The organism is Thermomonas flagellata, from assembly GCF_022419185.1.
GTDB lineage: Bacteria > Pseudomonadota > Gammaproteobacteria > Xanthomonadales > Xanthomonadaceae > Thermomonas > Thermomonas flagellata.
Genome location: NZ_JAJOZK010000011.1, coordinates 67444 through 91391, shown reverse-complemented (window position 1 = coordinate 91391; position 23948 = coordinate 67444). Strand labels below are relative to the sequence as shown.

The window sequence follows — 23948 nt, the reverse complement described above, 5'->3', positions numbered from 1 at the left end:
GCACCCGATGGTAGCGGCGGCGTGCATGGCCGGCGAGGATAGCGCGACGGCGGGCCGGAGCCCGCCGTCGCCTCCCGCCCGCCCCGGCATGCCGCCGGGCCTGGGCTGCCCGATCAGAAGTTGTAGCGAACGCTCAGGCTCACCTGGCGCGGCGGCCCGTAGAACCCGGTGTAGACGCCGAGCGCACGGTTGAGGTTGTAGCCGGTGGTCAGGTAATGCTTGTCCAGCAGGTTGCTGCCCTGCAGCGACACGGTCCAGGTCGGGTTGATCGTCCAGATCACGGTCGCGCCGAGCAGGCCGTACGGCCCCTGGGTGATCGGCGGGCGCCCGAACGGCGGCACCTCCGCGCGCAGGATCTCGGTGGTGGCCACCACCTCGGTCTGGTAGGTGTAGCCGATGCGGGCGAACACATTGCCCTGCCCGACCGGACGGCGGTACTCGAGATTGATCCCGCCGTTGAAACGCGGGGCGTTGGTGAACTTCTGCTCGTTGGCGATGTTCACCCCGGCATAGATGAAGCGGTCGTACTTGGCATCCAGCCAGGCCAGGTTGCCGGCCAGCGACCAGTGCGGCGCCAGCTTCCACTGGTATTCGACCTCCAGCCCGTTGACGGTGCCCGCGCCGGCGTTGGTGAAGTCGCCGAAGAAGGCGTCGTCCACGCCATCGCCGTTGCTATCGTAGGCGGTGAACACCGACAGCTGGATGTCCTTGTAGCGGTTGTGGAAGGCGGCGAGGTTCACGAACAGGCGCTCGTCCAGCAGCGCCATCTTGCTGCCGACCTCGAAGCTGTCCACGGTCTCGTCGCGGAACGGATTGGCCGAGCGCGGCACCGCCACCGCCTGCGCGCGGATGTTGTAGCCGCCGGACTTGAAGCCGCGGGTGTACAGCCCGTACAGCATGACTTCCTGGCTCAGCTTGTAGTCGATCGAAAGCTTGGGCGAGACGTTCTTGAAGGTGGTGGTCTTGTCGAAATTGGCGGCGACCGAGATCGGGCGGGTGAAGGTGGCGTCGGAATATCCGCGGTTGAGCACGATCGCGTGCTTCTCCTCGTTGGTGTAGCGCGCGCCCACATCGAGGCTGACGCGGTCGCTCAACTCGTAGGTCCAGTCCGCGTACACCGCGAAGCTCTTGGTATAGACCTTGCCCTGGGTGTCGCCGAACAGCAGGTTGAAGAAGTTGTTGAGCACCCGCCCGCCGGCCCAACCGTCGAAGCTGTACAGGCCCATCACCCCGCGCAGGCGGCCGCCGGCGTCGTAGTTGGCCTGCAGCTCGTTGGTCACCTGCTGGTCGCTGTAGTAGGCGGTGACGTCGGCGATCTTGGCCTGGGTGGTGTCGAAGTCGATGTTGGTGCCGGTCTTGGACTCGCGCTTGGCCAGGATGTACTTGAAGGTCCAGTCCTGGCTGGCGCGCACGTTGGCGGTGATCGAGCCGCCGCTGACCCGGGTGTAGTTGAAGTCCGGCATGCCGTTGCGCACGTCGTAGCGGCTGGCCAGCGGCGGCGTGTTGGGCACGAAGCGGTTGGCCTCCAGCATGCGCGCGCCGCGCACGCCGGAGTCGTCCAGCACGTGGTCGAGCGCGAACTGGATGTCCACGTCGTCGGTGACGTAGGCGCCCAGCTGCGCGCGCCAGGCGGTGGTGTCCTTGTTGCTGACCGGGGCGCCGGTGACGATGTTCTCGCCGAAGCCGTCGTTGCGCAGGCGCGCGAACGCGATCCGCCCGCGCAGGTAGGGGCTGCCACCGAGGCCGCCGCCGAGCGCGGCTTTCACGTCGCGCTGGCCGTAGTTGCCGAGTGCGACCGAGGCGAAGCCGTTGAAGTCCGGCGACAGCCCGCGCGAGACGTACTTGATCGCGCCACCGATCGTGTTCTTGCCATACAGGGTGCCCTGCGGCCCGCGCAGCACCTCGATCCGCTCCACGTCGAACACGTCCAGCAGGGCGCCCTGCGGGCGCGCGATGTACACGTCGTCGAGGTACAGGCCGACGCCCGGATCCACGCCCCACAGCGGATCGGACTGGCCGACGCCGCGGATGTAGGCGGTCAGGGTGGTGTTGGAGCCGCGCGCCGCGTAGATGGTCAGGTTCGGCACCTGGCCGTCGAGGTTGGCCAGGTCCTTTACGTCCAGGCGGTCGAGCTGGCCGGCGGTGAACGCGGTCACCGCCACCGGCACGTCCTGCAGGGTCTCCTCGCGCTTGCGCGCGGTGACCTTGACGCTTTCCAGGGTGGTGGTCTTCTGGCCGTCCTGCGGCGGCGCCTCCTCGGCGGCGTAGGCCGGCGCGCCGGCCAGCAGCGAGGCGGCCAGCAGGGCGCGGATGGCCTGGCTCAGGTGCTTGCGTTGCATTTCTCCCCTCCTTGCGGGTGCATGCGGGCGGACGGACGCCCGCCGCCACGCCGGCAAGGTAGGCCGGCGCCGGGCCCGGCGGCATTGGACGTTCGGACAATGGGCCGTCCGGGGCCCGCGGCCGAGACTGCCGGCTCGCTCCCGCTGGCGGTAGGCGCCATGTCGCTGTTGATCGTGTTGGCCGCGCTGTGCTTCTTGATGCTGGTCGCCTACCGCGGCTACAGCGTGATCCTGTTCGCCCCGGTCGCGGCCCTGGGCGCGGTGCTGCTGACCGACCCGGCGCTGGTGGCGCCGATGTTCACCGGCCTGTTCATGGACAAGCTGGTGGGCTTCCTCAAGCTCTACTTCCCGGTGTTCCTGCTCGGGGCGATCTTCGGCAAGCTGGTCGAGCTGTCCGGGTTCTCGCGCAGCATCGTCGCCGCCACCATCCGGGTGGTCGGGGCGCGCCGGGCGATGCTGTCGATCGTGCTGGTATGCGCGCTGCTGACCTACGGCGGAGTCTCGCTGTTCGTGGTGGTGTTCGCGGTGTATCCGTTCGCGGCCGAGCTGTTCCGCCAAGGCGACATCCCCAAGCGGCTGATCCCCGGCACGATTGCCCTCGGCGCGTTCACCTTCACCATGGACGCCCTACCCGGCACCCCGCAGATCCAGAACATCATCCCGACCACCTTCTTCGGCACCACCACCTGGGCGGCGCCGTGGCTGGGCACGCTCGGCGCGGTGTTCATCCTGCTGGCCGGGCTGGCGTGGCTGGAATGGCGGCGGCTGGCCGCCGTGCGCCGCGGCGAGGGTTACGGCGACCCGGCGCAGTTGCAGAACGAGCCGATGGCCTTCCACGGCGGGCGCCCGGCGCATCCGCTGCTGGCGCTGCTGCCGCTCGTGGTGGTGGGGGTGGGCAACAAGCTGCTGACCCTGTGGATCCCGCGCGTCTACGGCGACAGCGTGAGCTTCGTGCCGGCGGTGGTCGGCAACCCCGCCCCGGTGGTGCAGGAGACCTCCAAGCTGGTCGCGATCTGGGCGGTGGAAGGCGCGCTGCTGGCGGGCATCGCCTGCGTCCTGCTGCTGGCCTGGCGGCCGGTGCGCGCGCGCTTCGCCGAAGGCAGCAAGGCCGCGATCGGCGGCGCCCTGCTGGCCGGGATGAACACCGCCTCGGAATACGGCTTCGGCGCGGTGATCGCCGCCCTGCCCGGCTTCCTGGTGGTGGCGCACGCGCTGGGCAGCATCCCCAACCCGCTGGTCAACGAGGCGGTCACCGTCACCGCGCTGGCCGGCATCACCGGCAGCGCCTCCGGCGGCATGAGCATCGCGCTGGCGGCGATGGCCGACACCTTCATCGCCAACGCCGAAGCGGCCGGGATCCCGATGCAGGTGCTGCACCGGGTCGCGGCGATGGCCTCCGGCGGGATGGACACCCTGCCGCACAACGGCGCGGTGATCACCCTGCTCGCGGTCACCGGCCTCACCCACCGCCAGGCCTACGGCGACATCTTCGCGATCACCCTGGTCAAGACCGCCGCGGTATTCGTGGTGATCGGGCTGTACTACGCCTTCGGGCTGGTGTGAGCCTGCCTACAATGGCGCGGTGAGCGCGCCGCCACGCAAGATCATCCACGTCGACATGGACGCGTTCTACGCGTCGGTCGAGCAGCGCGACGATTCCGCGCTGCGCGGGCGGCCGGTGGTGGTGGCGTGGCGCGGAGCGCGCTCGGTGGTATGCGCCGCCAGCTACGAGGCGCGCCGCTTCGGGGTGCGTTCGGCGATGCCGGCACTGCGCGCGGAGCGGCTGTGCCCGCAGGCGGTGTTCGTGCCGCCGGATTTTCCCCGCTACAAGGCGGTGTCGCGCCAGATCCGCGCCATCTTCGAACGCTACACCGACCGCATCGAACCGCTGTCGCTGGACGAGGCCTACCTCGACGTCAGCGCGCCCCGGCGCGACCTCGGCAGCGCTACCGCGATCGCCCGCGAGATCCGCGAGGCGATCCGCGCGGAGACGGAGCTCACCGCCTCCGCCGGCATCGCGCCCAACAAGTTCCTGGCCAAGATCGCCAGCGACTGGCACAAACCGGACGGCCAGTTCGTGGTGAAGCCGGCGATGGTCGATGCCTTCGTCGCCGCGTTGCCGGTCGGCAAGATTCCCGGCGTCGGCAAGGTGATGGAAGCGAAGCTGGCCGAACTGGGCATCGCCACCTGCGCCGACCTGCGCGCATTCGGCGCGGAGGCGCTGCAGGCGCGCTTCGGGCGCTGGGGCCTGCGCCTGCACGCGCTGGCACGGGGCATCGACGACCGTGAGGTGGAGTCCGAGCGCCCGACCCTGCAGGTGTCGAGCGAGGACACCTTTCCCGACGACCTGCCGCTGCAGGCGCTGGAACCGCACCTGCGGCGGCTGGCGGGCAAGACCTGGGCGGGCTACCTGCGCGAGCGCGCCCGCCATCCCGAACGGGTCGCGCGCACGGTGGTGCTCAAGCTCAAGACCGCCGACTTCCGCATCCTGACCCGCAGCCTGACCGCGGCGGAACCGCCGACCTCGGAACAGGCGCTGGCCGACACCGCCTGTGCGCTGCGCGCGCGCGTGGGCCTACCCGCCACGACCCGCTACCGGCTGGCGGGCGTGGGCCTGTCCGGATTCGCCGCGCCAGACGGCAGCCGCGCCCAGGACGATCTGTTCGCCTGAGCCCGCGCGCAGCCGCCCGCCGCGCAGGGCGGCTGCGCCTTCGCATCCTGCGGCCGATCCGCAGCATCGCGGCATGGCTCACGGAGCCGGGAGGATGCCTGGCCCGCGCCCGGCCCAGGCCAGGCATGCTGCAGCGCAGCGCCATCCCTCCACGGCATCGCATAGGCTTGCCGGCATGCACGCGACCACCCAACCGCTCGCCGCCACCGGCCTCAGCCGGCAGCAGGCCAAGACCCTGGTGCTGTCCGCCCTCGGCGGCGCGCTGGAGTTCTACGACTTCGTCATCTTCGTGTTCTTCGCCACGGTGATGGGGCAGCTGTTCTTCCCCGCCGACATGCCGGACTGGCTGCGCTTGGCGCAGACCTTCGGCATCTTCGCCGCGGGCTACCTCGCGCGCCCGCTCGGCGGCGTGCTGATGGCGCACTTCGGCGACCGCATTGGGCGCAAGCGCATGTTCATGTTCAGCATCCTGCTGATGGCGGTGCCGACCCTGCTGATGGGCCTGCTGCCGACGTACGCCGCCATCGGCGTGGCCGCGCCGCTGGCGCTGCTGTTGCTGCGCATCCTGCAGGGCGCCGCGATCGGCGGTGAAGCACCGGGCGCCTGGGTGTTCGTGACCGAGCACGTCGCCGCACGCCACCGCAACTTCGCCTGCGCCGCGCTTTCCGCCGGGCTGTGCACCGGGATTCTGCTCGGCTCGCTGACCGCGCAGGCGGTCAATGCCGCGTTCACCGAGGCGGAGGTGCGCGCCTGGGCTTGGCGGCTGCCGTTCCTGCTCGGCGGCGTGTTCGGGCTGATCGCGATGGTGCTGCGCCAGCACCTGCACGAGACCCCGGTGTTCGCGGAGCTGAAGGCGCGCCAGGCGCTGGCCGCGGAGCTGCCGATCAAGGCGGTGCTGCGCGACCACGCTGGTGCGGTGGTGCTGGCGATGCTGCTGACCTGGCTGCTGACCGCCGCGGTGATCGTCACCGTGCTGATGATGCCGACCCTGCTGCAGGGCCTGGGCGTGCCGCGCGGGACCGCGCTCGCCGGCAACAGCCTGGCGGTGCTGACCTGCGTGCTGGCGATCCTGCTGGCCGGCGCGCTGGCCGACCGCTTCGGCGCCGGACGCCTGCTGGTGCTGTGGAGCCTGCTTTTGGGCGCGAGCTTCTGGCTGTTCTACGGCAGCGCGCTGGCCGGCGCCTATTCGCACGCGCTGTACGCGTTGGCCGGCACCTCCGCCGGGGTCGCGGCGATGGTGCCGGCGGTGGCGGTCAGCGGCTTCCCGCCGGCGGTGCGGTTCTCCGGGCTGTCGTTCGCCTACAACACCGCCTATGCCATCGCCGGCGGCCTCACCCCGGTGCTGCTGAGCCTGGCGATCCGGCGCGATCCGGCGGCGCCGATCCAGTACATGCTGGCGATGGCGGGGCTCGGCGTACTGCTGGGCGCGTACGTGAGCTGGCGCCGGCCGCGCCACGCCGACTGAGCCGCGGCGCCCGCGGTTGTCAAGCTGTCGGCCTGCGCCTGCCGCCGCGACAATGGCGGCCCCTTTCGCCATGCCGCATCGCCGATGCCACCGTCCGCCGCCACGTCCCCCCTCGCCCGCCAGATCGCGACCACCCTCGCCGCGGAGATCGGCGCCCAGCCCGCGCAGGTGCAGGCCGCGATCGCGCTGCTGGACGAAGGGGCGACGGTCCCGTTCATCGCGCGCTACCGCAAGGAAGCTACCGGCGGCCTGGACGACACCCAGCTGCGCACGCTCGAAACCCGGCTGGCCTACCTGCGCGAACTGGAGGAGCGGCGTGCCGCCATCCTCGCCAGCATCGAAGAGCAGGGCAAGCTGACCGACGCGCTGCGCGCCGAGATTGAGGCCGCCGACAGCAAGGCGCGGCTGGAGGACCTGTACCTGCCGTACAAGCCCAAGCGCCGCACCCGCGCCCAGATCGCGCGCGAGGCCGGGCTGGAGCCGCTGGCCGACGGCCTGCTGGCCGATCCGACGCAGCTGCCGGAGGACTTCGCCGCCGGCTTCGTCGATGCCGACAAGGGCGTGGCCGATGCCAGGGCCGCGCTGGAAGGCGCGCGCGCGATCCTGATCGAACGCTGGGGCGAGGACGCCGCGCTGTTGGGCGAGCTGCGCGACTGGCTGGCGCGCGAGGGCCGGATCCGATCCAAGGTGGTGGAGGGCAAGGAAGCCGCCGGCGAGAAGTACCGCGACTACTTCGACCACGCCGAGCCGCTGGCCACCATTCCCTCGCACCGCATGCTGGCGCTGCTGCGCGGCCGACGCGAGGAGATCCTGCAACTCGACCTCGAGCCCGGCGTGGACGCCGAGGCCGGGCACCAGTACGCGGAGGCGCGGATCGCCCGCCACGCCGGGATCGAGGCGCGCGGCCGCGCGGCCGATGCCTGGCTGCGCAACGCGGTGCGCCTGGCCTGGCGTGCCCGCATCCACATGCACCTGACGCTCGATCTGTTCCAGCAGGCGCGCGAGCAGGCCGAGGAGGCGGCGATCGCGGTGTTCGGCGCCAACCTCAAGGACCTGCTGCTGGCCGCGCCGGCCGGCCCGAAGCCGGTGCTCGGGCTCGACCCCGGGCTGCGCACCGGGGTCAAGGTCGCGGTGGTGGATGCCACCGGCAAGCTGGTCGCCACCGACACCCTCTATCCGCACGAACCCAAGCGGCAGTGGGAGGCCTCGCTGGCGACGCTGAAGAAACTCTGCCTCGCCCACGGCGTGCAATTGATCGCCATCGGCAACGGCACCGCCAGCCGCGAGACCGACCGCCTGGTCGGCGACCTGCTGAAACGGGCGCCGGAGCTGAACGCACAGAAGATCGTGGTCAGCGAGGCCGGCGCATCGGTGTACTCGGCCTCGGAACTGGCAGCCAGGGAGTTCCCGGATCTGGACGTGTCGCTGCGCGGCGCGGTGTCGATCGCGCGCCGGCTGCAGGATCCGCTGGCCGAGCTGGTCAAGATCGAGCCGAAGTCGATCGGGGTCGGGCAGTACCAGCACGACGTGGACCAGTACCGCCTGGCGCGGCGGCTGGATGCGGTGGTCGAGGACTGCGTGAACGCGGTCGGGGTGGACGTGAACACCGCCTCCGGCGCCCTGCTGGCACGCGTCTCCGGCCTGTCGGCGACGGTCGCGGAGAACATCGTCGCCTACCGCGACCAGCACGGCGCCTTCCCGTCGCGCAAGGCACTGCTGAAGGTGCCGCGCCTGGGCGAGAAGACCTTCGAACAGTGCGCCGGCTTCCTGCGCATCATGGACGGCGAGCAGCCGCTGGATGCCTCGGCGGTGCATCCGGAGGCCTACCCGGTGGTCGAGCGCATCCTCGCCGCGACCGGCAGGACGGTGAAGCAGATCATCGGCGACGCCGCCCTGCTGCGCGCGCTCAAGCCCGCGCAGTTCACCGACGCGCGCTTCGGCGAGCCGACGGTGCGCGACATCCTCAAGGAGCTGGAAAAACCCGGCCGCGACCCGCGCCCCGAGTTCAAGACCGCGCAGTTCGCCGACGGCGTGGAGGACATCCGCGACCTGCGCCCCGGCATGGTGCTGGAGGGCGTGGTCAGCAACGTCGCCGCGTTCGGCGCCTTCGTGGACATCGGCGTGCACCAGGACGGCTTGGTCCACATCTCGGCGCTGTCCGAGCGCTACGTGAGGGATCCGCGCGAGGTGGTGAAGGCCGGCGACATCGTCAAGGTCAAGGTGCTGGAGGTGGACGTGGCGCGCAAGCGCATCGCCCTGACCCGGCGTCTCGATGACCCGGTCGGCGACGCGCGCGGCGAGGCCCGCCCCGATGCGCGGCGCGAGGATCGCCCGCCCCGCCGCGACGGCCAGGCCGCGCGCGGCACGCGCCCCGCGCCGCCGCAGGCACAGCCGGGCAAGGCGCCGTTCAACAGCGCGCTGGCGGACGCGCTGCGCGGCCTGAAGCGATGAACACCCCGGCTCCGCCGCCGGATCCCGATCCGCGCCCGCTCCCGCCGCAGCCGCCGCTGCCGGGCGACTGCTGCGACAGCGGCTGCGCGCGCTGCGTGTACGACATCTACGCCGAGGAACTGGAGGACTACCGGCAGCGGCTGGCCGCCTGGCAGCAGCGGCACCCGGAGGCCGGCACCATGGCCGGCGGCCACGGGTAGGCGCGGCCGGCGTGGCGCCGGCCGCGGCGGTTCAGGCGAAGGCCTGCTGGCACCAGGCCATCAGCGGGCTCCAGAACAGGCCCAGCGCCAGCAGCCCGAGCGCATTCACGCCGAACACCACGCGCAGCAGGCGGTCGTCGCGCGGGTGCGCGACCTCCTCGCCTTCGGCCTGCTCGAAGTACATCGCCTTGATCACGCGCAGGTAGTAGAACGCACCGACCACCGCGGCCAGGATCGCCACGATCGCCAGCCACAGCAGGCCGCCCTCGACCGCCGCGCGCAGCACCGCGAGCTTGGCCCAGAAGCCGAGGAACGGCGGCACCCCGGCCAGCGAGGCCATCACGCACAGCACCAGGCCCGCAGTCCACGGATCGCGCGCGTTCAGGCCGCGGAAGTCGGCGATGCGGTCGGCCTCGAAGCCGCGCCGCGACAACAGCACGATCGCACCGAAGGCGGCGACCGCCATGATCGCGTAGCTGATCGCGTAGAACATCGCCGCGGCGTAGCCCGCGGCGCCGCCGGCGGCGAGGCCGAGGAACAGGAAGCCGACGTGCGAGACGGTCGAATACGCGAGCATCCGCTTCAGGTTGGCCTGGACCAGGCCGAACAGGTTGCCGACCACCAGCGAGAGCGCGGCCAGCCCAGCCAGCAGCGGGTGCCAGCTCGGCCCGAGCGGCCCGGCGGCGACCTCGAGCAGGCGGATCGCCATCGCGAACGCGGCGAGCTTGGGCGCGGAACCGATGAACAGCGTGATCGGGGTCGGCGCGCCCTGGTACACGTCCGGCAGCCACATGTGGAACGGCGCCGCGCCGAACTTGAAGGCGATCCCGGCGACCATGAACGCGACCCCGGTCAGCAGCATCACCGGCTGCGCCGGCGCGGCGGCGATGCGGGCGATCGCGGCGAGGTCGAGGGTGCCGGTCGCGCCGTACACCAGCGACATGCCGTACAGCAACATGCCGGAGGCGAGCGCGCCGAGCACGAAGTACTTCATCGCCGCCTCCGACGCGATCCGACTGTCGCGGTCGATCGCGACCAGCGCGTACGAGGACAGCGCCAGCAGCTCCAGCCCGAGGTAGACCATCACCAGGCTGCCGGCGGAGACCAGCAGGAACATGCCCAGCACCGCGAACAGCACGAGCACCGAGACCTCGCCGCGGTACAGCCCGCGCTCGCGCAGGCAAGGCCACACATACACCAGCGCGGCCGCGGACACGAACGCGATCGCTACCTTGAGCACGTCGGCCAGGTTGTCGCGCACGAACATCCCGGCCAGCACCGTGCCCTGCCCGCCCCAGCCGGCGGCGACCAGCACGCCGACCGCCAGCAGCAGCACGATCGCCAGCAGGTGGGTCAGCAGGCGCCGGCGCTCCGGCAGGAACAGGTCGAGCAGCAGCAGGGCGAACGCGCCGCCGACGAGCAGCAGCTCGGGCAGCAGGGGCAGGAGGTCGGCGGGGGTCGGCATGGTCGGGGTCATGGGCGGCGGCCTCTCACAGCTTGGTCGCGGCGAGCTGGCCCGCCAGTTGCGCGATGGACGGCTCCATCAGGTCGGTCAGCGGCTTCGGCCACACGCCGATCAGCAGCACGCCGGCGGCGAACACGCCGAGCACGATCCATTCGCGCGCGTCGATGTCCTTCAGCGCGGCGACGTGCGCGTTGCCCACGTCGCCCCAGATCACGCGCTTGGTCAGCCACAGGGTGTAGGCCGCGCCGATGATCAGGGTGAATGCGGCGGCGAACGCGATCCACGGGCTCTGCTGGAAGCTGGCGAGGATCACCATGAACTCGCCGACGAAGCCGCTGGTGCCGGGCAGGCCGGAGTTGGCCATCGCGAACAGCACCCAGAACAGGGCGAACCACGGCATCACGTTGGCCACCCCGCCGTAGTCGCGGATCATGCGGGTGTGCATGCGGTCGTACAGCACGCCGACGCAGGAGAACATCGCGCCGGACACGAAGCCGTGACTGATCATCTGCACCATCGCGCCCTGCAGGCCGAGGCGCGCGGCATCCGCGTTGCCCGCGCCGCGCACCAGCGCGAAGGCGATGAAGATGCCGAGGGTCACGAAGCCCATGTGCGAGACCGACGAGTACGCGATCAGCTTCTTCATGTCCTCCTGCACCAGCGCGACCAGGCCGACGTAGACCACCGCGATCAGCGACAGCGCGATCACCAGCCAGGCCCAGGCGGCACCGGCGTCGGGCACGATCGGCAGCACGAAGCGCACGAAGCCGTAGCCGCCGATCTTCAGCATGATCGCGGCCAGGATCACCGAGCCGGCGGTCGGCGCCTCCACGTGCGCGTCCGGCAACCAGGTGTGCACCGGGAACATCGGCACCTTGACCGCGAACGCCAACAGGAAGGCGAAGAACAGCCAGGTCTGCTCGGTCAGGCTCAGCGGCAGCGCGGCCATGTCCGCGATCTGCCAGCTGCCGCCCTTCAGGTACAGGTACACCAGCCCGACCAGCATGAACACCGAGCCGAGGAAGGTGTACAGGAAGAACTTGACCGCGGCGTACACCCGGCGCGGGCCGCCCCACACCCCGATGATGATGAACATCGGGATCAGCATGCCCTCGAAGAACACGTAGAACAGCACCGCGTCCAGCGCCGCGAACACCCCGATCATCAGGCCCTCGAGGATCATGAAGGCGGCGTAGTACTGGCTCACCCGCTTGTCCACCGAGCCCCAGGCGCCGATCAGCGCCAGCACCGTGGTCAGCGCGGTCAGCCCGATCAGGGCCAGCGAGATGCCGTCCGCGCCGAGGTGGTACTGGATGTCGTAGGCCGGGATCCACGGCAGGCGCTCGCCGAACTGCATCGCCGGGTCGGCGAGGTCGAAACCGGCGAACAGCGGCACGCACAGGGCCAGGGTCGCCAGCGCGAACGCCAGCGCGACCCAGCGCGCCAGCCGCGGGCGCGCATTGCCGGCGAACAGGGTGAGCACGCCGCCGAGGATCGGCAGCCAGATCAGCAGGCTGAGCAGGGGCCAGTGGGTCACGCTTGCGGTATCCATCGTGCGGGGGTCGGGCTCACAGCCAGTAGTGGTTGGCCAGCGCCAGCAGCGCGATCAGGCCCAGGATCATGGCGAACGCATAGTGGTAGAGGTAGCCGGACTGCACCCGGCGCAGCACGCGCGCGGCCAGGCCGACCGCCTGCGCGCTGCCGTTGACCGCGACCCCGTCGATCAGGCCGCCGTCCACGCGCCGGAACAGCCGCCCGAGCAGCACGCCGCCGCCGGCGAAGCCGCCGATCCACAAATCGTCCATCCAGTACTTGCGGTCGAGCACCCGGATCGGCAGGGCCAGCGTGCGCTTGATCGCGTGCCGCCACTCCGGCTTGACCAGGTACAGCAGGGTCGCCAGCAGGAAGCCCATCAGCGCCAGCCAGAACGCGGGCGCGCTGAACCCGTGCAGGGCGAACGCGACCGGGCCGTGGAACTGCGCCGCGAGCGTGGCCATCACTTCGTGCTGCGGCAGCACCTCGATCGCGCCGAGGAAGAACGGCAGCTGGCGCGCGTGGCCCATCACGTCGGTGCCGAACAGCATCGGACCGACGGTGAAAAAGCCGATCGCGGCGGATGGGATCGCCAGCAGCGCCAGCGGCAGGGTCACCACCCACGGGCTCTCGTGCGGCTCCACCGGGCCGTGGTGGTGGTCCGGCTCGCTGTGGGTCTCGTGCCCGTGCTCGCCGTGCGAGGCATGCGCGTGGCGGAAGCGCTCCGCACCGAAGAAGGTCATGTAAAGCAGGCGGAAGCTGTAGAAGCTGGTCACGAACGCGCCCAGCAACACCGCCCAATTGGCGTACTGCGCGATCCAGCCGGTGTGCTCGTGCGCGTAGTCGGCCACCGCCTCGATGATGGTGTCCTTGGAGTAGAACCCGCTGAAGAACGGCGTGCCGACCAGCGCGAGGGTGCCGATCCACATGGTCAGGTGGGTGATCGGCATGTACTTGCGCAGGCCGCCCATCTTGCGCATGTCCTGCTCGTGGTGCATGCCGATGATCACCGAGCCGGCGCCGAGGAACAGCAGCGCCTTGAAGAAGGCATGGGTCATCAGGTGGTAGACCGCCGCCGAGTACGCCGACACGCCCAGCGCCACCGTCATGTAGCCCAGCTGCGACAGGGTCGAATAGGCGATCACCCGCTTGATGTCGTTCTGCACCATGCCGATCAGGCCGGTCCAGAACGCGGTGGTGGCGCCGATGAACAGGATGAAGGCCAGCGCGGTCGGCGACAGCTCGAACAGCGGCGACATCCGCGCCACCATGAAGATCCCGGCGGTCACCATGGTGGCGGCGTGGATCAGCGCGGAGATCGGGGTCGGGCCCTCCATCGAGTCCGGCAGCCACACGTGCAGCGGCACCTGCGCGGACTTGCCCATGGCGCCGACGAACAGGCCGATGCAGATCACGGTCGGCACCGCCCACTCCACCCCCTGCCACGGGCTGAAGGTCAGGTCGCGGATGCCGCCGGCGTTGGCGAACGCGGTCGCGTAGTCGAGCGTGCCGATCCAGTACAGCACGCCGCCGATCCCGAGCAGGAAGCCGAAGTCGCCCACGCGGTTGACCAGGAACGCCTTGAGGTTGGCGAACACCGCGCTCGGGCGCTTGAACCAGAACCCGATCAGCAGGTAGGACACCAGCCCGACCGCCTCCCAGCCGAAGAACAGCTGCAGGAAGTTGTTGCTCATGACCAGCATGAGCATGGAGAAGGTGAACAGCGAGATGTAGCTGAAGAAGCGCTGGTAGCCGTCGTCGTCGGCCATGTAGCCAATGGTGTAGACGTGCACCAGCAGCGACACGAAGGTGACGACCACCATCATCATCGCGCTGAGCTTGTCGACCATGAAGCCGACGTGCGCGCCGATCCCGCCGACCTGGAAGAAGGTGTAGATGTTCTGGTTGAACGGCGCCGCGCCCTGCAGCAGCTGCCACAGCACGTAGGCCGACAGCGCGCAGCTGGCCGCCACGCCGAGGATGGTGACGGTGTGCGCGCCGGCGCGGCCGATGCGGCGACCGAACAGCCCGGCCAGCACGCTGCCCAGCAGCGGCAGCAGCACGATCAGCAGCAGGTGGGTCTTGGAGATCGCCATGCCCTCAGCCCTTGAGCGAGTCGATGTCCGCCACGTCGATGGTGCGGCGGTTGCGGAACAGGGTGACCAGGATCGCCAGGCCGATCGCGGCCTCGGCCGCGGCCACGGTCAGGATGAAGAACACGAACACCTGGCCGGCGGCGTCGCCGAGCGCGCGCGAGAACGCCACGAAGTTGACGTTCACCGCCAGCAGCATCAGCTCCAGCGACATCAGCAGCATGATCACGTTCTTCCGGTTGAGGAAGATGCCGGCCACGCTGATGCAGAACAGCACCGCGCCGAGCGCGAGGTAATGGCCCAGGGTCAGGGCCCCGAACAGACCGTGCATCACGCGCCCTCCCCCGGCCCGGCCGGTGCCTGCGGCTGCGCCGGCGCGGCCGGCGCCATCTTGACCATGCGCAGGCGCTCGCCCGCGCGCACCCGCGCCTGCGCCGCCGGGTCCTGGTGGCGCACGCCGCGGCGGCGGCGCAGGGTCAGCATGACCGCCGCGATCACCGCCACGGTCAGGATCACCGCGGCCACCTCGAACGGCAGCAGGAAGTCGGTGAACAGCGCGCGCGCCAGCCACACCGTGTTCGGCACCTCGGCGGTGGCGACCGCGGCATTGTCCGCGAGCGGCGCCTGTAGCGCGGCGCGCACCCCGATCAGGGCCAGGATCTCCGCCAGCATCACCAGCGCCACCAGCAGCCCGACCGGCAGGTAGCGCACGTAGCCCTCGCGCAGCGGCGCCAGGTCCACGTCCAGCATCATCACCACGAACAGGAACAGCACCATCACCGCGCCGACGTACACCAGCACCAGCGCGATGCCGAGGAATTCGGCGCCGCCGATGATCCAGGTGCAGGCGACCGAAAAGAAGGTCAGCACCAGCCACAGCGCGGCGTGCACCGGGTTGCGCGCGGCGATGGTCGCCAGCGCCGCGATCGCGGCGACCGCGGCGAAGGCCAGGAAGGCCAGGGTCGGGAAATCGAGGCTCATGCAGGCGGCCCTTCAGCGGTACGCCGCGTCGGCGGCGCGGCGCTCGGCGATCTCCGCCTCCAGGCGGTCGCCGATCGCCAGCAGTTGCGGCTTGGTCAGGATGTTCTGGCCGCGCCGGTCGAAGTGGTACTCGTGCACGTGGGTCTCGACGATCGAGTCCACCGGGCAGGATTCCTCGCAGAACCCGCAGAAGATGCACTTGAACAGGTCGATCTCGTAGCGGGTGGTGCGGCGGGTGCCGTCCGCGCGCGGCTCGGAGTCGATGGTGATCGCCAGCGCCGGGCACACCGCCTCGCACAGCTTGCACGCGATGCAGCGCTCCTCGCCGTTCGGGTAGCGGCGCAGCGCGTGCAGCCCGCGGAAGCGCGGCGACTGCGGGAACTTCTCCATCGGGTACATCAGGGTGTACTTGGGGCGGAACAGGTACTTGAGGGTCAGCCCCAGCCCGGCCAGCAGCTCCAGCAGCAGCAGGCTCTTGAAGTAGGACGCGATCTTGCTCATGGCCTCACTGCCCCGCCCGGATGACGCCGAAATACACCAGCAGCGCGGTCACGCAGATCCAGGCGATGGTGATCGGGATGAACACCTTCCAGCCCAGGCGCATGATCTGGTCGTAGCGGTAGCGCGGGAAGCTCGCGCGGAACCAGATGAACGCGCTGGCGAAGAAGAACACCTTGGCCAGCAGCCACCACCAGCCGTCCGCCGACAGCAGCGGGATGCCCCAGCCGTGGAACGGGCTGAGCCAGCCGCCGAGGAAGAACAGCGAGGTCAGGAAGCTGACCAGGATCATGTTCGCGTACTCGGCGAGGAAGAACAGCGCGAACTGCGAGCCGGAGTACTCGACCATGTGGCCGGCGACGATCTCCGACTCGCCCTCGACCACGTCGAACGGCGCGCGGTTGGTCTCGGCCACGCCGGAGATGAAGTAGACCAGGAACAGCGGCAGCAGCGGCAGCCAGAACCAGTCCAGGAAGCCGTGGTCGCCGGCCTGCGCCAGCACGATCTGCGACAGGTTGAGGCTGCCGGCGGCGATCAGCACGCCGACCAGGGCGAAGCCCATCGCGATCTCGTAGCTGACCACCTGCGCCGCGGCGCGCATCGCGCCGAGGAAGGCGTACTTCGAGTTGGAGGCCCAGCCGGCGAGGATGATCCCGTAAACGCCGAGCGAGGTCATCGCCAAGAGGTACAGCAGGCCGGCGTTGACGTCGGCCAGCACCAGGCGGGCGTCGAACGGCACCACCGCCCACGCCGCGAACGCCGGCACCAGCACCAGCAGCGGGGCCAGCCGGTACAGCACCGGGTGCGCCGCCTGCGGCTGCAGCACTTCCTTGAACAGCAGCTTGAACACGTCGGCGAACGCCTGGAACACGCCGAAGCCGACGTACATCGGCCCGTGGCGGACGTGCATCCAGCCGATCAGCTTGCGCTCCCACACCACGTAGAAGGCGACGGCCAGGATCACCGGCACCGCGATCGCCAGGATCTTGAGCACGATCCACAGCAAGGCGCCCAAGGTGCCCAGCCCGAGCAGGCCGTCGCGCAGGGGCGCGGCCAGCTCCGGCAGTTGCGGCAGCAACATCGTCATGCCCAGGCTCATGCGCGCACCACCTCCACCCGCGCCTGCGCCGCCAGCGGCGCGGTCGGGCCATAGCCGGTCTCGATCCAGGCGCAACCGCGCGCGACCCGCGCATCCGGGGTCGCCGGCAGGCTCGCGGTGCCATCCGCGCCGCGCACCCGCGCCATGTCGCCGGCCTGCAGGCCGAGCGCGGCGGCATCGTCCGGATGCAGGCGCAACCCGGGGCCTGCGGTCAGCGGATGCGCCTGCAGCGCGTCGGCGCGGCGCACGGTGGCATCGCTGCGGTAGATCGCCGCGGTGGCCACCACTTCCAGCCCGGACGCGGCGCCAGCCGGCGCGGCGCTGCCCGCCGCCGGCCGGCGCGCACGCGGCGCCAGCCCGGCATCGCCGAGGTCGGTGAAGTCAAAGCCCGGCAGCGCCAGTTCGCCACCGAGCGCGCGCAGCACGCGCCAGCCCGGCTGCGCCTGCCCGGGCGCGCGCCCGGCCGCGCTCGCCGCCTGCACGCGGCCCTCGAGGTTGGTCAGGGTGGCGTCGAGCTCCGGCAGCGCGGCGATCGGCAGGATCACCTCGGCGACCGCGCGGGTGGAGGCGCAGGCGTAATGGCTGAACGCCAGCACCCGCGCGCCGCCCAGCGCCTTGAGCGCGGCCGCGGTGTCGGCGAAGTCCAGCCCCGGCTCGATCCCGTACAGCAGGTAGGCCTTGCGCGGCTGGCGCAGCATCGCCTGCGCGTCCAGCCCGGCCGGCAGCACGCCCTGCTGGGTGAGTCCCAGCGCGTTGGCCCCCTGCGGGATGCGGCAGAGCCTGGCGTTGCGCGCCGCGGCGAAGGCAGCGGCGGCCCGGCGGATCGCGGCCGCGTGCGCGCCGTTCTCGGCCAGCGCCCCCACGATCACCACCGCATGGGCGGCTTCCCCGAGTTCGACCTCGCCCAGCGCCGCGGCCAGCTGCGACGGCGGCACGATCCGGCGCGACGCCGGCGCGAAGGTGAGGTCGAAGTCGACCGGGTTGACCACGTGCACGCGCGCGCCGCGCTTGGCCGCCTTGCGCACGCGCTGGTGCAGCAGCGGCACCTCGTGGCGCAGGTGGGTGCCGACCAGCACGATCGCGTCGGCCTGCTCGATCTCCGCGAGCGGCAGCGGGAAGGCCTCCGCCGCGGCGCCGTCGGACAGGTCGAGCTGGCCGATGCGGTGGTCGAGGTGGCCGCAGCCGAGCGCGTCGGCCAAGCGCGCCAGCAGCGCGCCCTCCTCGTTCGACGTCGCCGGGTGCACCAGCACCCCGAGGTCGTCGCCGCCCTGCGCCCGCAGCAGCGCGGCGGCATGCTTGAGCGCGTCCTCCCACGACGCCTCGCGGAAGCCCTCGCCGTCGCGGATCAGCGGCACCGTGGCGCGGTCCTCGGCGTACAGGCCCTGGTGCGCGTAGCGGTCGCGGTCGGACAGCCAGCACTCGTTGACCGCCTCGTTGTCGCGCGGGACGCTGCGCAGGATCTCGCCGCGGCGCACGTGGTGGAACAGGTTGCTGCCGAGCGCGTCGTGGAAGCCGAGCGACGGCCGCGCGATGAGCTCCCACGGCCGCGCGCGGAAGCGGAACACCTTGTTGGTCAGGGCGCCGACCGGGCACACGTCGATCACGTTGCCGGACAGCTCGGTCATCAGCGGCTGCCCGTCGTAGGTGCCGATCTGCAGGTTCTCGCCGCGCTGCATGCCGCCCAGCTCGTAGGTGCCGGCGATCTCCGCGGTGAAGCGCACGCAGCGCGTGCACTGGATGCAGCGGGTCATCTCGGTCACCACCAGCGGGCCGAGGTCCTCGTCCGCCACCACCCGCTTGCGCTCGACGAAGCGGCTGACCGAGCGCCCGTAGCCGAGCGCCAGGTCCTGCAGCTCGCATTCGCCGCCCTGGTCGCAGATCGGGCAGTCCAGCGGGTGGTTGATCAGCAGGAACTCCATCACGTTGCGCTGGGCCTTGAGCGCCTTGTCGTTGCGGGTGTAGACCCGCATCCCGTCCATCACCGGGGTGGCGCAGGCGGGCGACGGCTTCGGCGCCGGACGGCCGCCGATCTCGGTGTCCACCAGGCACATGCGGCAGTTGGCGGCGATCGGCAGCTTCTCGTGGTAGCAGAAGCGCGGGATCGGGATGCCGGCCTTGTCGGCGGCCTGGATGATCATCGAGCCCCTGGGCGCGGCCAGTTCCTTGCCGTCGATGTAGACGGTGACGTGGTCGGGCGGCAGGTTCGGGTTGGCGGGTTGTGCGCTCACGCGGCCACCTTCTCGGACGGGACCAGGGTGCCGGCGCGTTCGTCGTCGACGTAGAAGCGCTTGTGCACGATGGCGTATTCGAATTCGTGCCAGAAGTGGCGCAGGAAGCCCTGCACCGGCCAGGCCGCGGCCTCGCCGAAGGCACAGATGGTGTGGCCCTCGATCTGGCCGGCGGCGGCGCGCAGCATGGCCAGATCGTCCAGCGTCGCCTCGAAGTTGGCGATCCGGGTCAGCATGCGGTACATCCAGCCGGTGCCCTCGCGGCACGGGGTGCACTGGCCGCAGCTCTCCTTGAAGTAGAAGCGGGCGATCCGCTGGCAGGCGCGCACCATGCAGGTGGTGTGGTCCATCACGATCACCGCGCCGGAACCCAGCCCGGAGCCGGCCTTCTGGATGCTGTCGTAGTCCATGGTCAGCCCGAGCATGACCTCGCCCGGCAGCACCGGCATCGAGGAGCCGCCCGGGATCACCGCCTTCAGGCGGTTGCCGCCGCGCACGCCGCCGGCCATCTGCAGCAGTTCGGCGAACGGGGTGCCCATGCGCACCTCGAAGTTGCCCGGGTTGTTGACGTGCCCGGACACCGAGAAGATCTTGCAGCCGCCGTTGTTGGGCTTGCCGAGCGCGGCGAACCACTCCGGGCCGTTGCGGATGATCGCCGGCACCGAGGCGTAGGTCTCGGTGTTGTTGATCGTGGTCGGCTTGCCGTACAGGCCGAAGTTGGCCGGGAACGGCGGCTTGTAGCGCGGCTGGCCCTTCTTGCCCTCCAGCGACTCCATCAGCGCGGTCTCCTCGCCGCAGATGTAGGCGCCGGCGCCGAGCACGTTGTGGATGTCGATGTCGATCCCGCTGCCGAGGATGTCCTTGCCCAGCCAGCCGTGCGCGTAGGCCTCGGCCAGCGCCTCCTCCACGTGCTCGAACGGCTCGTGGTGGAACTCGCCGCGCAGGTAGTTGTAGGCCACGCTGCTGCCGGTGGCGTAGCAGGCGATCGCCATGCCCTCAATCACCGCGTGCGGGTTGTAACGCAGGATGTCGCGGTCCTTGCAGGTGCCCGGCTCGGACTCGTCGGAGTTGCAGAGGATGTACTTCTGGCCCGGGCCCTTGGGCATGAAGCTCCACTTCAGGCCGGTCGGGAAGCCCGCGCCGCCGCGGCCGCGCAGGCCGGACTGCTTGACCATCTCGATCACCGCCTCCGGCGGGATCTTCTCGGTCAGCACCTTGCGCAGCGCCTGGTAGCCGCCGGTCTTGAGGTAGTTCTCGTACGACCACGGCTTGTCGTAGTGCAGCGTGGTGTACACCGCCTGGAATTCGGTTGGCGCCGGCCCGACCGGGCCGGTGCCCTGCGACACGTGCGACTGTCCGCCCATCACTTCAGCCCGTCCAGCAGCTCGTCCACCTTCTCGGGGGTGAGCTTCTCGTGGTAATGCCCGTCGATGACCACCACCGGCGCGCCGCAGCAGGCGGCCACGCACTCCTCCTCGCGCTTGAGGTAGATGCGCCCGTCCGCGGTGGATTCGCCGAGGCGGCAGCCGAGCTTCTTCTCCGCGTGCGCGACCAGGTCCTCGGCGCCGTTCAGCCAGCAGCTGATGTTGGTGCAGAACGCCACGTTGTGGCGGCCCACCTTCTCGGTCTCGAACATCGAGTAGAAGGTCGCCACCTCGTAGGCCCACACCGGCGGGATGCCGATGTACTTCGCCACCGCCGCGATCAGTTCGTCGGTCAGCCAGCCGCCGTTCTGCGCCTGCGCCGCGTGCAGGCCCTGCAGCACCGCCGAGCGCCGGCGGTCGGGCGGGAACTTGGCCAGCCAGTGGTCGATGTGGGCGCGGGTGGCGTCGCTCAGCGCCTGCATCGGATCCACGTTGCGGCAGGCCTCGAAGTTGCCGGTCGCCTTCATCGATCCACCTCGCCGAACACGATGTCGTAGGTCCCGATCATCGCCACCACGTCGGCCAGCATGTGGCCCTTGACGATCTCGTCCATCGAGGACAGGTGGGCGAACCCGGGCGCGCGCAGGTGAACCCGGAACGGCTTGTTGGCGCCGTCGCTGACCAGGTAGCAGCCGAACTCGCCCTTGGGCGCCTCGACCGCGGCGTAGGTCTCGCCCGGCGGCACGCAGTAGCCCTCGGAGAACAGCTTGAAGTGGTGGATCAGGGCTTCCATGTCGTCCTTCATCGCCTCGCGGGGCGGCGGCGTGACCTTGTAGTTGTCCAGCATCACCGGGCCGGGATTGGCCTTCAGCCAGCGCACGCACTGGGCGATGATGCGGTTGGCCTCGCGCATCTCGGCCATGCGCACCAGGTAGCGGTCGTAACAGTCGCCGTTGCGGCCGACCGGGATGTCGAAGTCGACCTCCGCGTACTTGGCATACGGCTGCTTCTTGCGCAGGTCCCACTCGATCCCGGAGCCGCGCAGCATCGGCCCGCTCATGCCCCAGGCCTTGGCCTGCTCCGGGCTCACCACGCCGATCCCGACCGTGCGCTGCTTCCAGATGCGGTTGTCGGTCAGCAGGGTCTCGTACTCGTCCACCCGCTTGGGGAACTCGCGGGTGAAGTGCTCGAGGAAATCGAGCAGCGAGCCCTCGCGCGCCTCGTTCAGGCGGCGCAGGGCGGCGCCCTTGTGCCACGGCGACTCGCGGTACTTGGGCATCTTCCCGGGCAGGTCGCGGTAGACGCCGCCGGGGCGGTAGTAGGCCGCGTGCATGCGCGCGCCGCTGACCGCCTCGTAGCAGTCCATCAGTTCCTCGCGCTCGCGGAAGGCGTACAGGAACACCGCCATCGCGCCGAGGTCGAGCGCGTTCGAGCCGACCCACATCAAGTGGTTCAGGATGCGGGTGATCTCGTCGAACATGGTGCGGATCCACTGCGCCCGCTCCGGGGCCTGGATCCCGAGCAGGGTCTCGATCGCGCGCACGTAGGCGTGCTCGTTGCACATCATCGAGACGTAGTCCAGCCGGTCCATGTAGCCGATCGACTGGTTGAACGGCTTGCTCTCCGCCAGCTTCTCGGTGCCGCGGTGGAGCAGGCCGATGTGCGGGTCGGCGCGGCGCACCACCTCGCCGTCCATTTCCAGGATCAGGCGCAGCACGCCGTGCGCGGCCGGGTGCTGCGGGCCGAAGTTCATGGTGTAGTTGCGGATCTCCTGGCGGGCCTCGGCCGGGTTGCTGGCGAAGGCCTCGTGGCTGGGTTGCACGCTCATCGCTGGGTCTCCCGCTGCAGGAGGCGGTCGCTGCGCTCGCCCTCGGCGGTCGCGTAGCGGGCGTCGTGGCGCACCACCCGCGGCACCCCGACCCGCGGCTCCACGCTGGTGACCGGTTCGTACACCACGCGCTGCTGCTGCGGGTCGTAGCGCACCTCGACGTTGCCGATCAGCGGGAAGTCCTTGCGGAACGGATGGCCGACGAAGCCGTAGTCGGTGAGGATGCGGCGCAGGTCCGGGTGGCCATCGAACACGATGCCGAAGAGATCGAAGGCCTCGCGCTCGAACCAGTTGGCGCCACGCCACACCGGCACCACCGATGCCAGCAGCGGGAAGCCGTCGTCGGCCAGCCGGCAGCGCAGGCGCAGGCGCAGATTGCGGCGGATCGACAGCAGGTGCAGGGCGACGCCGAAGCGCCCGCCGGCGACCGCGTCGGGCGCCGCCGCGCCGGGCTGCGCGACCTGGTGGCTGGGACGCTCGCCCCACTTGAAGCGGCCGGGCCCCTGCCCCTCCACGCCGCGGCTGAAGCCCTCAGACGACACGTCGGTGTCCCACTCGTCGCCGCCGTAGCCGAGGTAGTCGATTCCGCACAGGTCGATGAAGGTGTCGAAGCCGAAGCCGTCGCGCACCTCCAGGCAGGTCTCCCGCCACTGCGCCGGGGCGACGCGCAGGGTGACCTCGCCGCGCGGCTGCGCGACCTCGACCGCGGCCTCGCCGAAGCGCGCCGCCAGTTCCTGCGCCAGCGTGCTCATGCGCGCGCGCCCTCCGCGCGGGCCCCGCCGGTGAACGGGTTGCGCTCCATCCGCCGGATCTTCTTCTGCAACTGCAGGATGCCGTACACCAGCGCCTCCGCGGTCGGCGGGCAGCCCGGCACGTACACATCGACCGGCACGATGCGGTCGCAGCCGCGCACCACCGAATAGGAATAGTGGTAGTAGCCGCCGCCGTTGGCGCAGCTGCCCATCGAGATCACCCACTTCGGGTCGGGCATCTGGTCGTAGACCTTGCGCAGCGCCGGGGCCATCTTGTTGCACAGGGTGCCGGCCACGATCATCACGTCGGACTGGCGCGGCGACGGGCGGAACACCACGCCGTAGCGATCGAGGTCCAGGCGCGCGGCGCCGGCGTGCATCATCTCCACCGCGCAGCAGGCCAGGCCGAAGGTCATCGGCCACATCGAGCCGGTGCGTGCCCAGTTCCAAAGCGCGTCCAGGCTGGTGGTGACGAAGCCCTCGCGCAGCAGCGGGTTGTCGTCCGCGCCCGGGCGCAGGATGTCGTCGAGCCGGCCTTCCGGCAGCGGATTGCTGGCGGCCTCCAGGGCCTTCTGCACGAGGTTGCTCATTCCCACTCCAGCGCGCCGCGCTTCCAGACGTACACGAAGCCGATCACCAGCAGGGCGAGGAACACGCCCATTTCGACCAGGCCGAACACCCCGAGCTCGCGGAACACCACCGCCCACGGGAACACGAACGCGATCTCCAGGTCGAACACGATGAACAGGATCGCGACCAGGTAGTAGCGCACGTCGAAGCGCATGCGCGCGTCTTCGAAGGCGTTGAAGCCGCACTCGTAGGGCGAGAGCTTCTCGGGGTCGGGGCGCTTGGTGCCGAGCAGGTTGCCGACCACGATCAGGGCGATGCCGATGCCGGCGGCGACCACCAGGAACAGCAGCGTGGGGAGGTATTGGGCTAGCACGCACGTGCCTCGCTCTGCATAACCTGCATAGTGTAGCC

The 23948-nt window shown here is 70.4% G+C and carries 20 protein-coding genes; 5 read left to right on the top strand and 15 right to left on the bottom strand.

What is annotated here, in order from left to right; genetic code table 11:
* Window positions 1-113: 113 nt before the first annotated feature.
* On the bottom strand, window positions 114-2339 hold the full coding sequence (locus ML340_RS10825; protein WP_240099526.1) for a TonB-dependent receptor: 2226 nt from the start codon (window positions 2337-2339) through the stop codon (window positions 114-116).
* A gap of 159 nt (window positions 2340-2498) precedes the next feature.
* On the opposite strand from ML340_RS10825, the gene ML340_RS10820 reads away from it, so the two are divergent.
* The 5 genes from ML340_RS10820 (at window position 2499) to ML340_RS10800 (ending at window position 9126) form a co-directional block, all read left to right on the top strand.
* Window positions 2499-3902: a GntP family permease gene (locus ML340_RS10820; protein ID WP_240099524.1), complete on the top strand. Its 1404-nt coding sequence runs from the start codon at window positions 2499-2501 to the stop codon at window positions 3900-3902.
* Between the two features lie 19 nt (window positions 3903-3921).
* A complete protein-coding gene (gene dinB / locus ML340_RS10815) occupies window positions 3922-5010 on the top strand; it encodes a DNA polymerase IV (protein ID WP_338064434.1) in 1089 nt (362 codons plus the stop codon).
* A gap of 175 nt (window positions 5011-5185) precedes the next feature.
* Window positions 5186-6475 (top strand): MFS transporter, encoded by a 1290-nt coding sequence (locus ML340_RS10810; RefSeq protein ID WP_240099522.1) that lies wholly within the window; start codon window positions 5186-5188, stop codon window positions 6473-6475.
* 84 nt (window positions 6476-6559) lie between these two features.
* Window positions 6560-8926, top strand: coding sequence for a Tex family protein (locus ML340_RS10805; protein ID WP_240099520.1), 2367 nt, complete (start codon window positions 6560-6562; stop codon window positions 8924-8926).
* Window positions 8923-9126 (top strand): oxidoreductase-like domain-containing protein, encoded by a 204-nt coding sequence (locus tag ML340_RS10800; protein ID WP_240099518.1) that lies wholly within the window; start codon window positions 8923-8925, stop codon window positions 9124-9126. The genes ML340_RS10805 and ML340_RS10800 overlap by 4 nt, the downstream gene beginning before the upstream one ends.
* Before the next feature lie 31 nt (window positions 9127-9157).
* Here the strand turns inward: ML340_RS10800 and nuoN are convergent, their stop codons facing one another.
* From nuoN to ML340_RS10730, 14 genes are read right to left on the bottom strand one after another with little or no spacing between them, the layout of a single operon-like run.
* The gene (gene nuoN, locus ML340_RS10795) at window positions 9158-10603 is read right to left on the bottom strand and encodes an NADH-quinone oxidoreductase subunit NuoN (protein ID WP_240099516.1); all 1446 of its coding nucleotides are present in this window, start codon (window positions 10601-10603) and stop codon (window positions 9158-9160) included.
* A 13-nt stretch (window positions 10604-10616) separates the two neighbouring features.
* Complete coding sequence (locus ML340_RS10790; RefSeq protein WP_240099514.1) at window positions 10617-12128, bottom strand: NADH-quinone oxidoreductase subunit M; 1512 nt, start codon at window positions 12126-12128, stop codon at window positions 10617-10619.
* A gap of 31 nt (window positions 12129-12159) precedes the next feature.
* Complete coding sequence (gene nuoL / locus ML340_RS10785; RefSeq protein ID WP_240099512.1) at window positions 12160-14220, bottom strand: NADH-quinone oxidoreductase subunit L; 2061 nt, start codon at window positions 14218-14220, stop codon at window positions 12160-12162.
* A 4-nt stretch (window positions 14221-14224) separates the two neighbouring features.
* Window positions 14225-14548 (bottom strand): NADH-quinone oxidoreductase subunit NuoK, encoded by a 324-nt coding sequence (nuoK, locus tag ML340_RS10780; protein WP_240099510.1) that lies wholly within the window; start codon window positions 14546-14548, stop codon window positions 14225-14227.
* A complete protein-coding gene (locus ML340_RS10775; protein ID WP_240099508.1) occupies window positions 14548-15198 on the bottom strand; it encodes an NADH-quinone oxidoreductase subunit J in 651 nt (216 codons plus the stop codon). The genes nuoK and ML340_RS10775 overlap by 1 nt, the downstream gene beginning before the upstream one ends.
* 12 nt (window positions 15199-15210) lie before the next feature.
* Window positions 15211-15699: an NADH-quinone oxidoreductase subunit NuoI gene (nuoI, locus tag ML340_RS10770; RefSeq protein WP_240099506.1), complete on the bottom strand. Its 489-nt coding sequence runs from the start codon at window positions 15697-15699 to the stop codon at window positions 15211-15213.
* 4 nt (window positions 15700-15703) lie between these two features.
* The gene (gene nuoH, locus ML340_RS10765) at window positions 15704-16777 is read right to left on the bottom strand and encodes an NADH-quinone oxidoreductase subunit NuoH (protein WP_240099542.1); all 1074 of its coding nucleotides are present in this window, start codon (window positions 16775-16777) and stop codon (window positions 15704-15706) included.
* Window positions 16778-16791: 14 nt separating this feature from the next.
* On the bottom strand, window positions 16792-19023 hold the full coding sequence (gene nuoG, locus ML340_RS10760; protein ID WP_240099504.1) for an NADH-quinone oxidoreductase subunit NuoG: 2232 nt from the start codon (window positions 19021-19023) through the stop codon (window positions 16792-16794).
* Complete coding sequence (gene nuoF, locus ML340_RS10755; protein ID WP_240099502.1) at window positions 19020-20387, bottom strand: NADH-quinone oxidoreductase subunit NuoF; 1368 nt, start codon at window positions 20385-20387, stop codon at window positions 19020-19022. Before nuoF ends, nuoG begins: the two co-directional genes overlap by 4 nt.
* On the bottom strand, window positions 20387-20914 hold the full coding sequence (gene nuoE, locus ML340_RS10750; protein ID WP_240099501.1) for an NADH-quinone oxidoreductase subunit NuoE: 528 nt from the start codon (window positions 20912-20914) through the stop codon (window positions 20387-20389). Before nuoE ends, nuoF begins: the two co-directional genes overlap by 1 nt.
* A complete protein-coding gene (locus ML340_RS10745; protein ID WP_240099499.1) occupies window positions 20911-22215 on the bottom strand; it encodes an NADH-quinone oxidoreductase subunit D in 1305 nt (434 codons plus the stop codon). Before ML340_RS10745 ends, nuoE begins: the two co-directional genes overlap by 4 nt.
* Window positions 22212-22967 (bottom strand): NADH-quinone oxidoreductase subunit C, encoded by a 756-nt coding sequence (locus tag ML340_RS10740; protein ID WP_240099497.1) that lies wholly within the window; start codon window positions 22965-22967, stop codon window positions 22212-22214. Before ML340_RS10740 ends, ML340_RS10745 begins: the two co-directional genes overlap by 4 nt.
* Window positions 22964-23557: a NuoB/complex I 20 kDa subunit family protein gene (locus ML340_RS10735; RefSeq protein ID WP_240099495.1), complete on the bottom strand. Its 594-nt coding sequence runs from the start codon at window positions 23555-23557 to the stop codon at window positions 22964-22966. The genes ML340_RS10740 and ML340_RS10735 overlap by 4 nt, the downstream gene beginning before the upstream one ends.
* Window positions 23554-23910 (bottom strand): NADH-quinone oxidoreductase subunit A, encoded by a 357-nt coding sequence (locus ML340_RS10730; protein WP_240099493.1) that lies wholly within the window; start codon window positions 23908-23910, stop codon window positions 23554-23556. The genes ML340_RS10735 and ML340_RS10730 overlap by 4 nt, the downstream gene beginning before the upstream one ends.
* Between the last annotated feature and the right edge of the window lie 38 nt (window positions 23911-23948).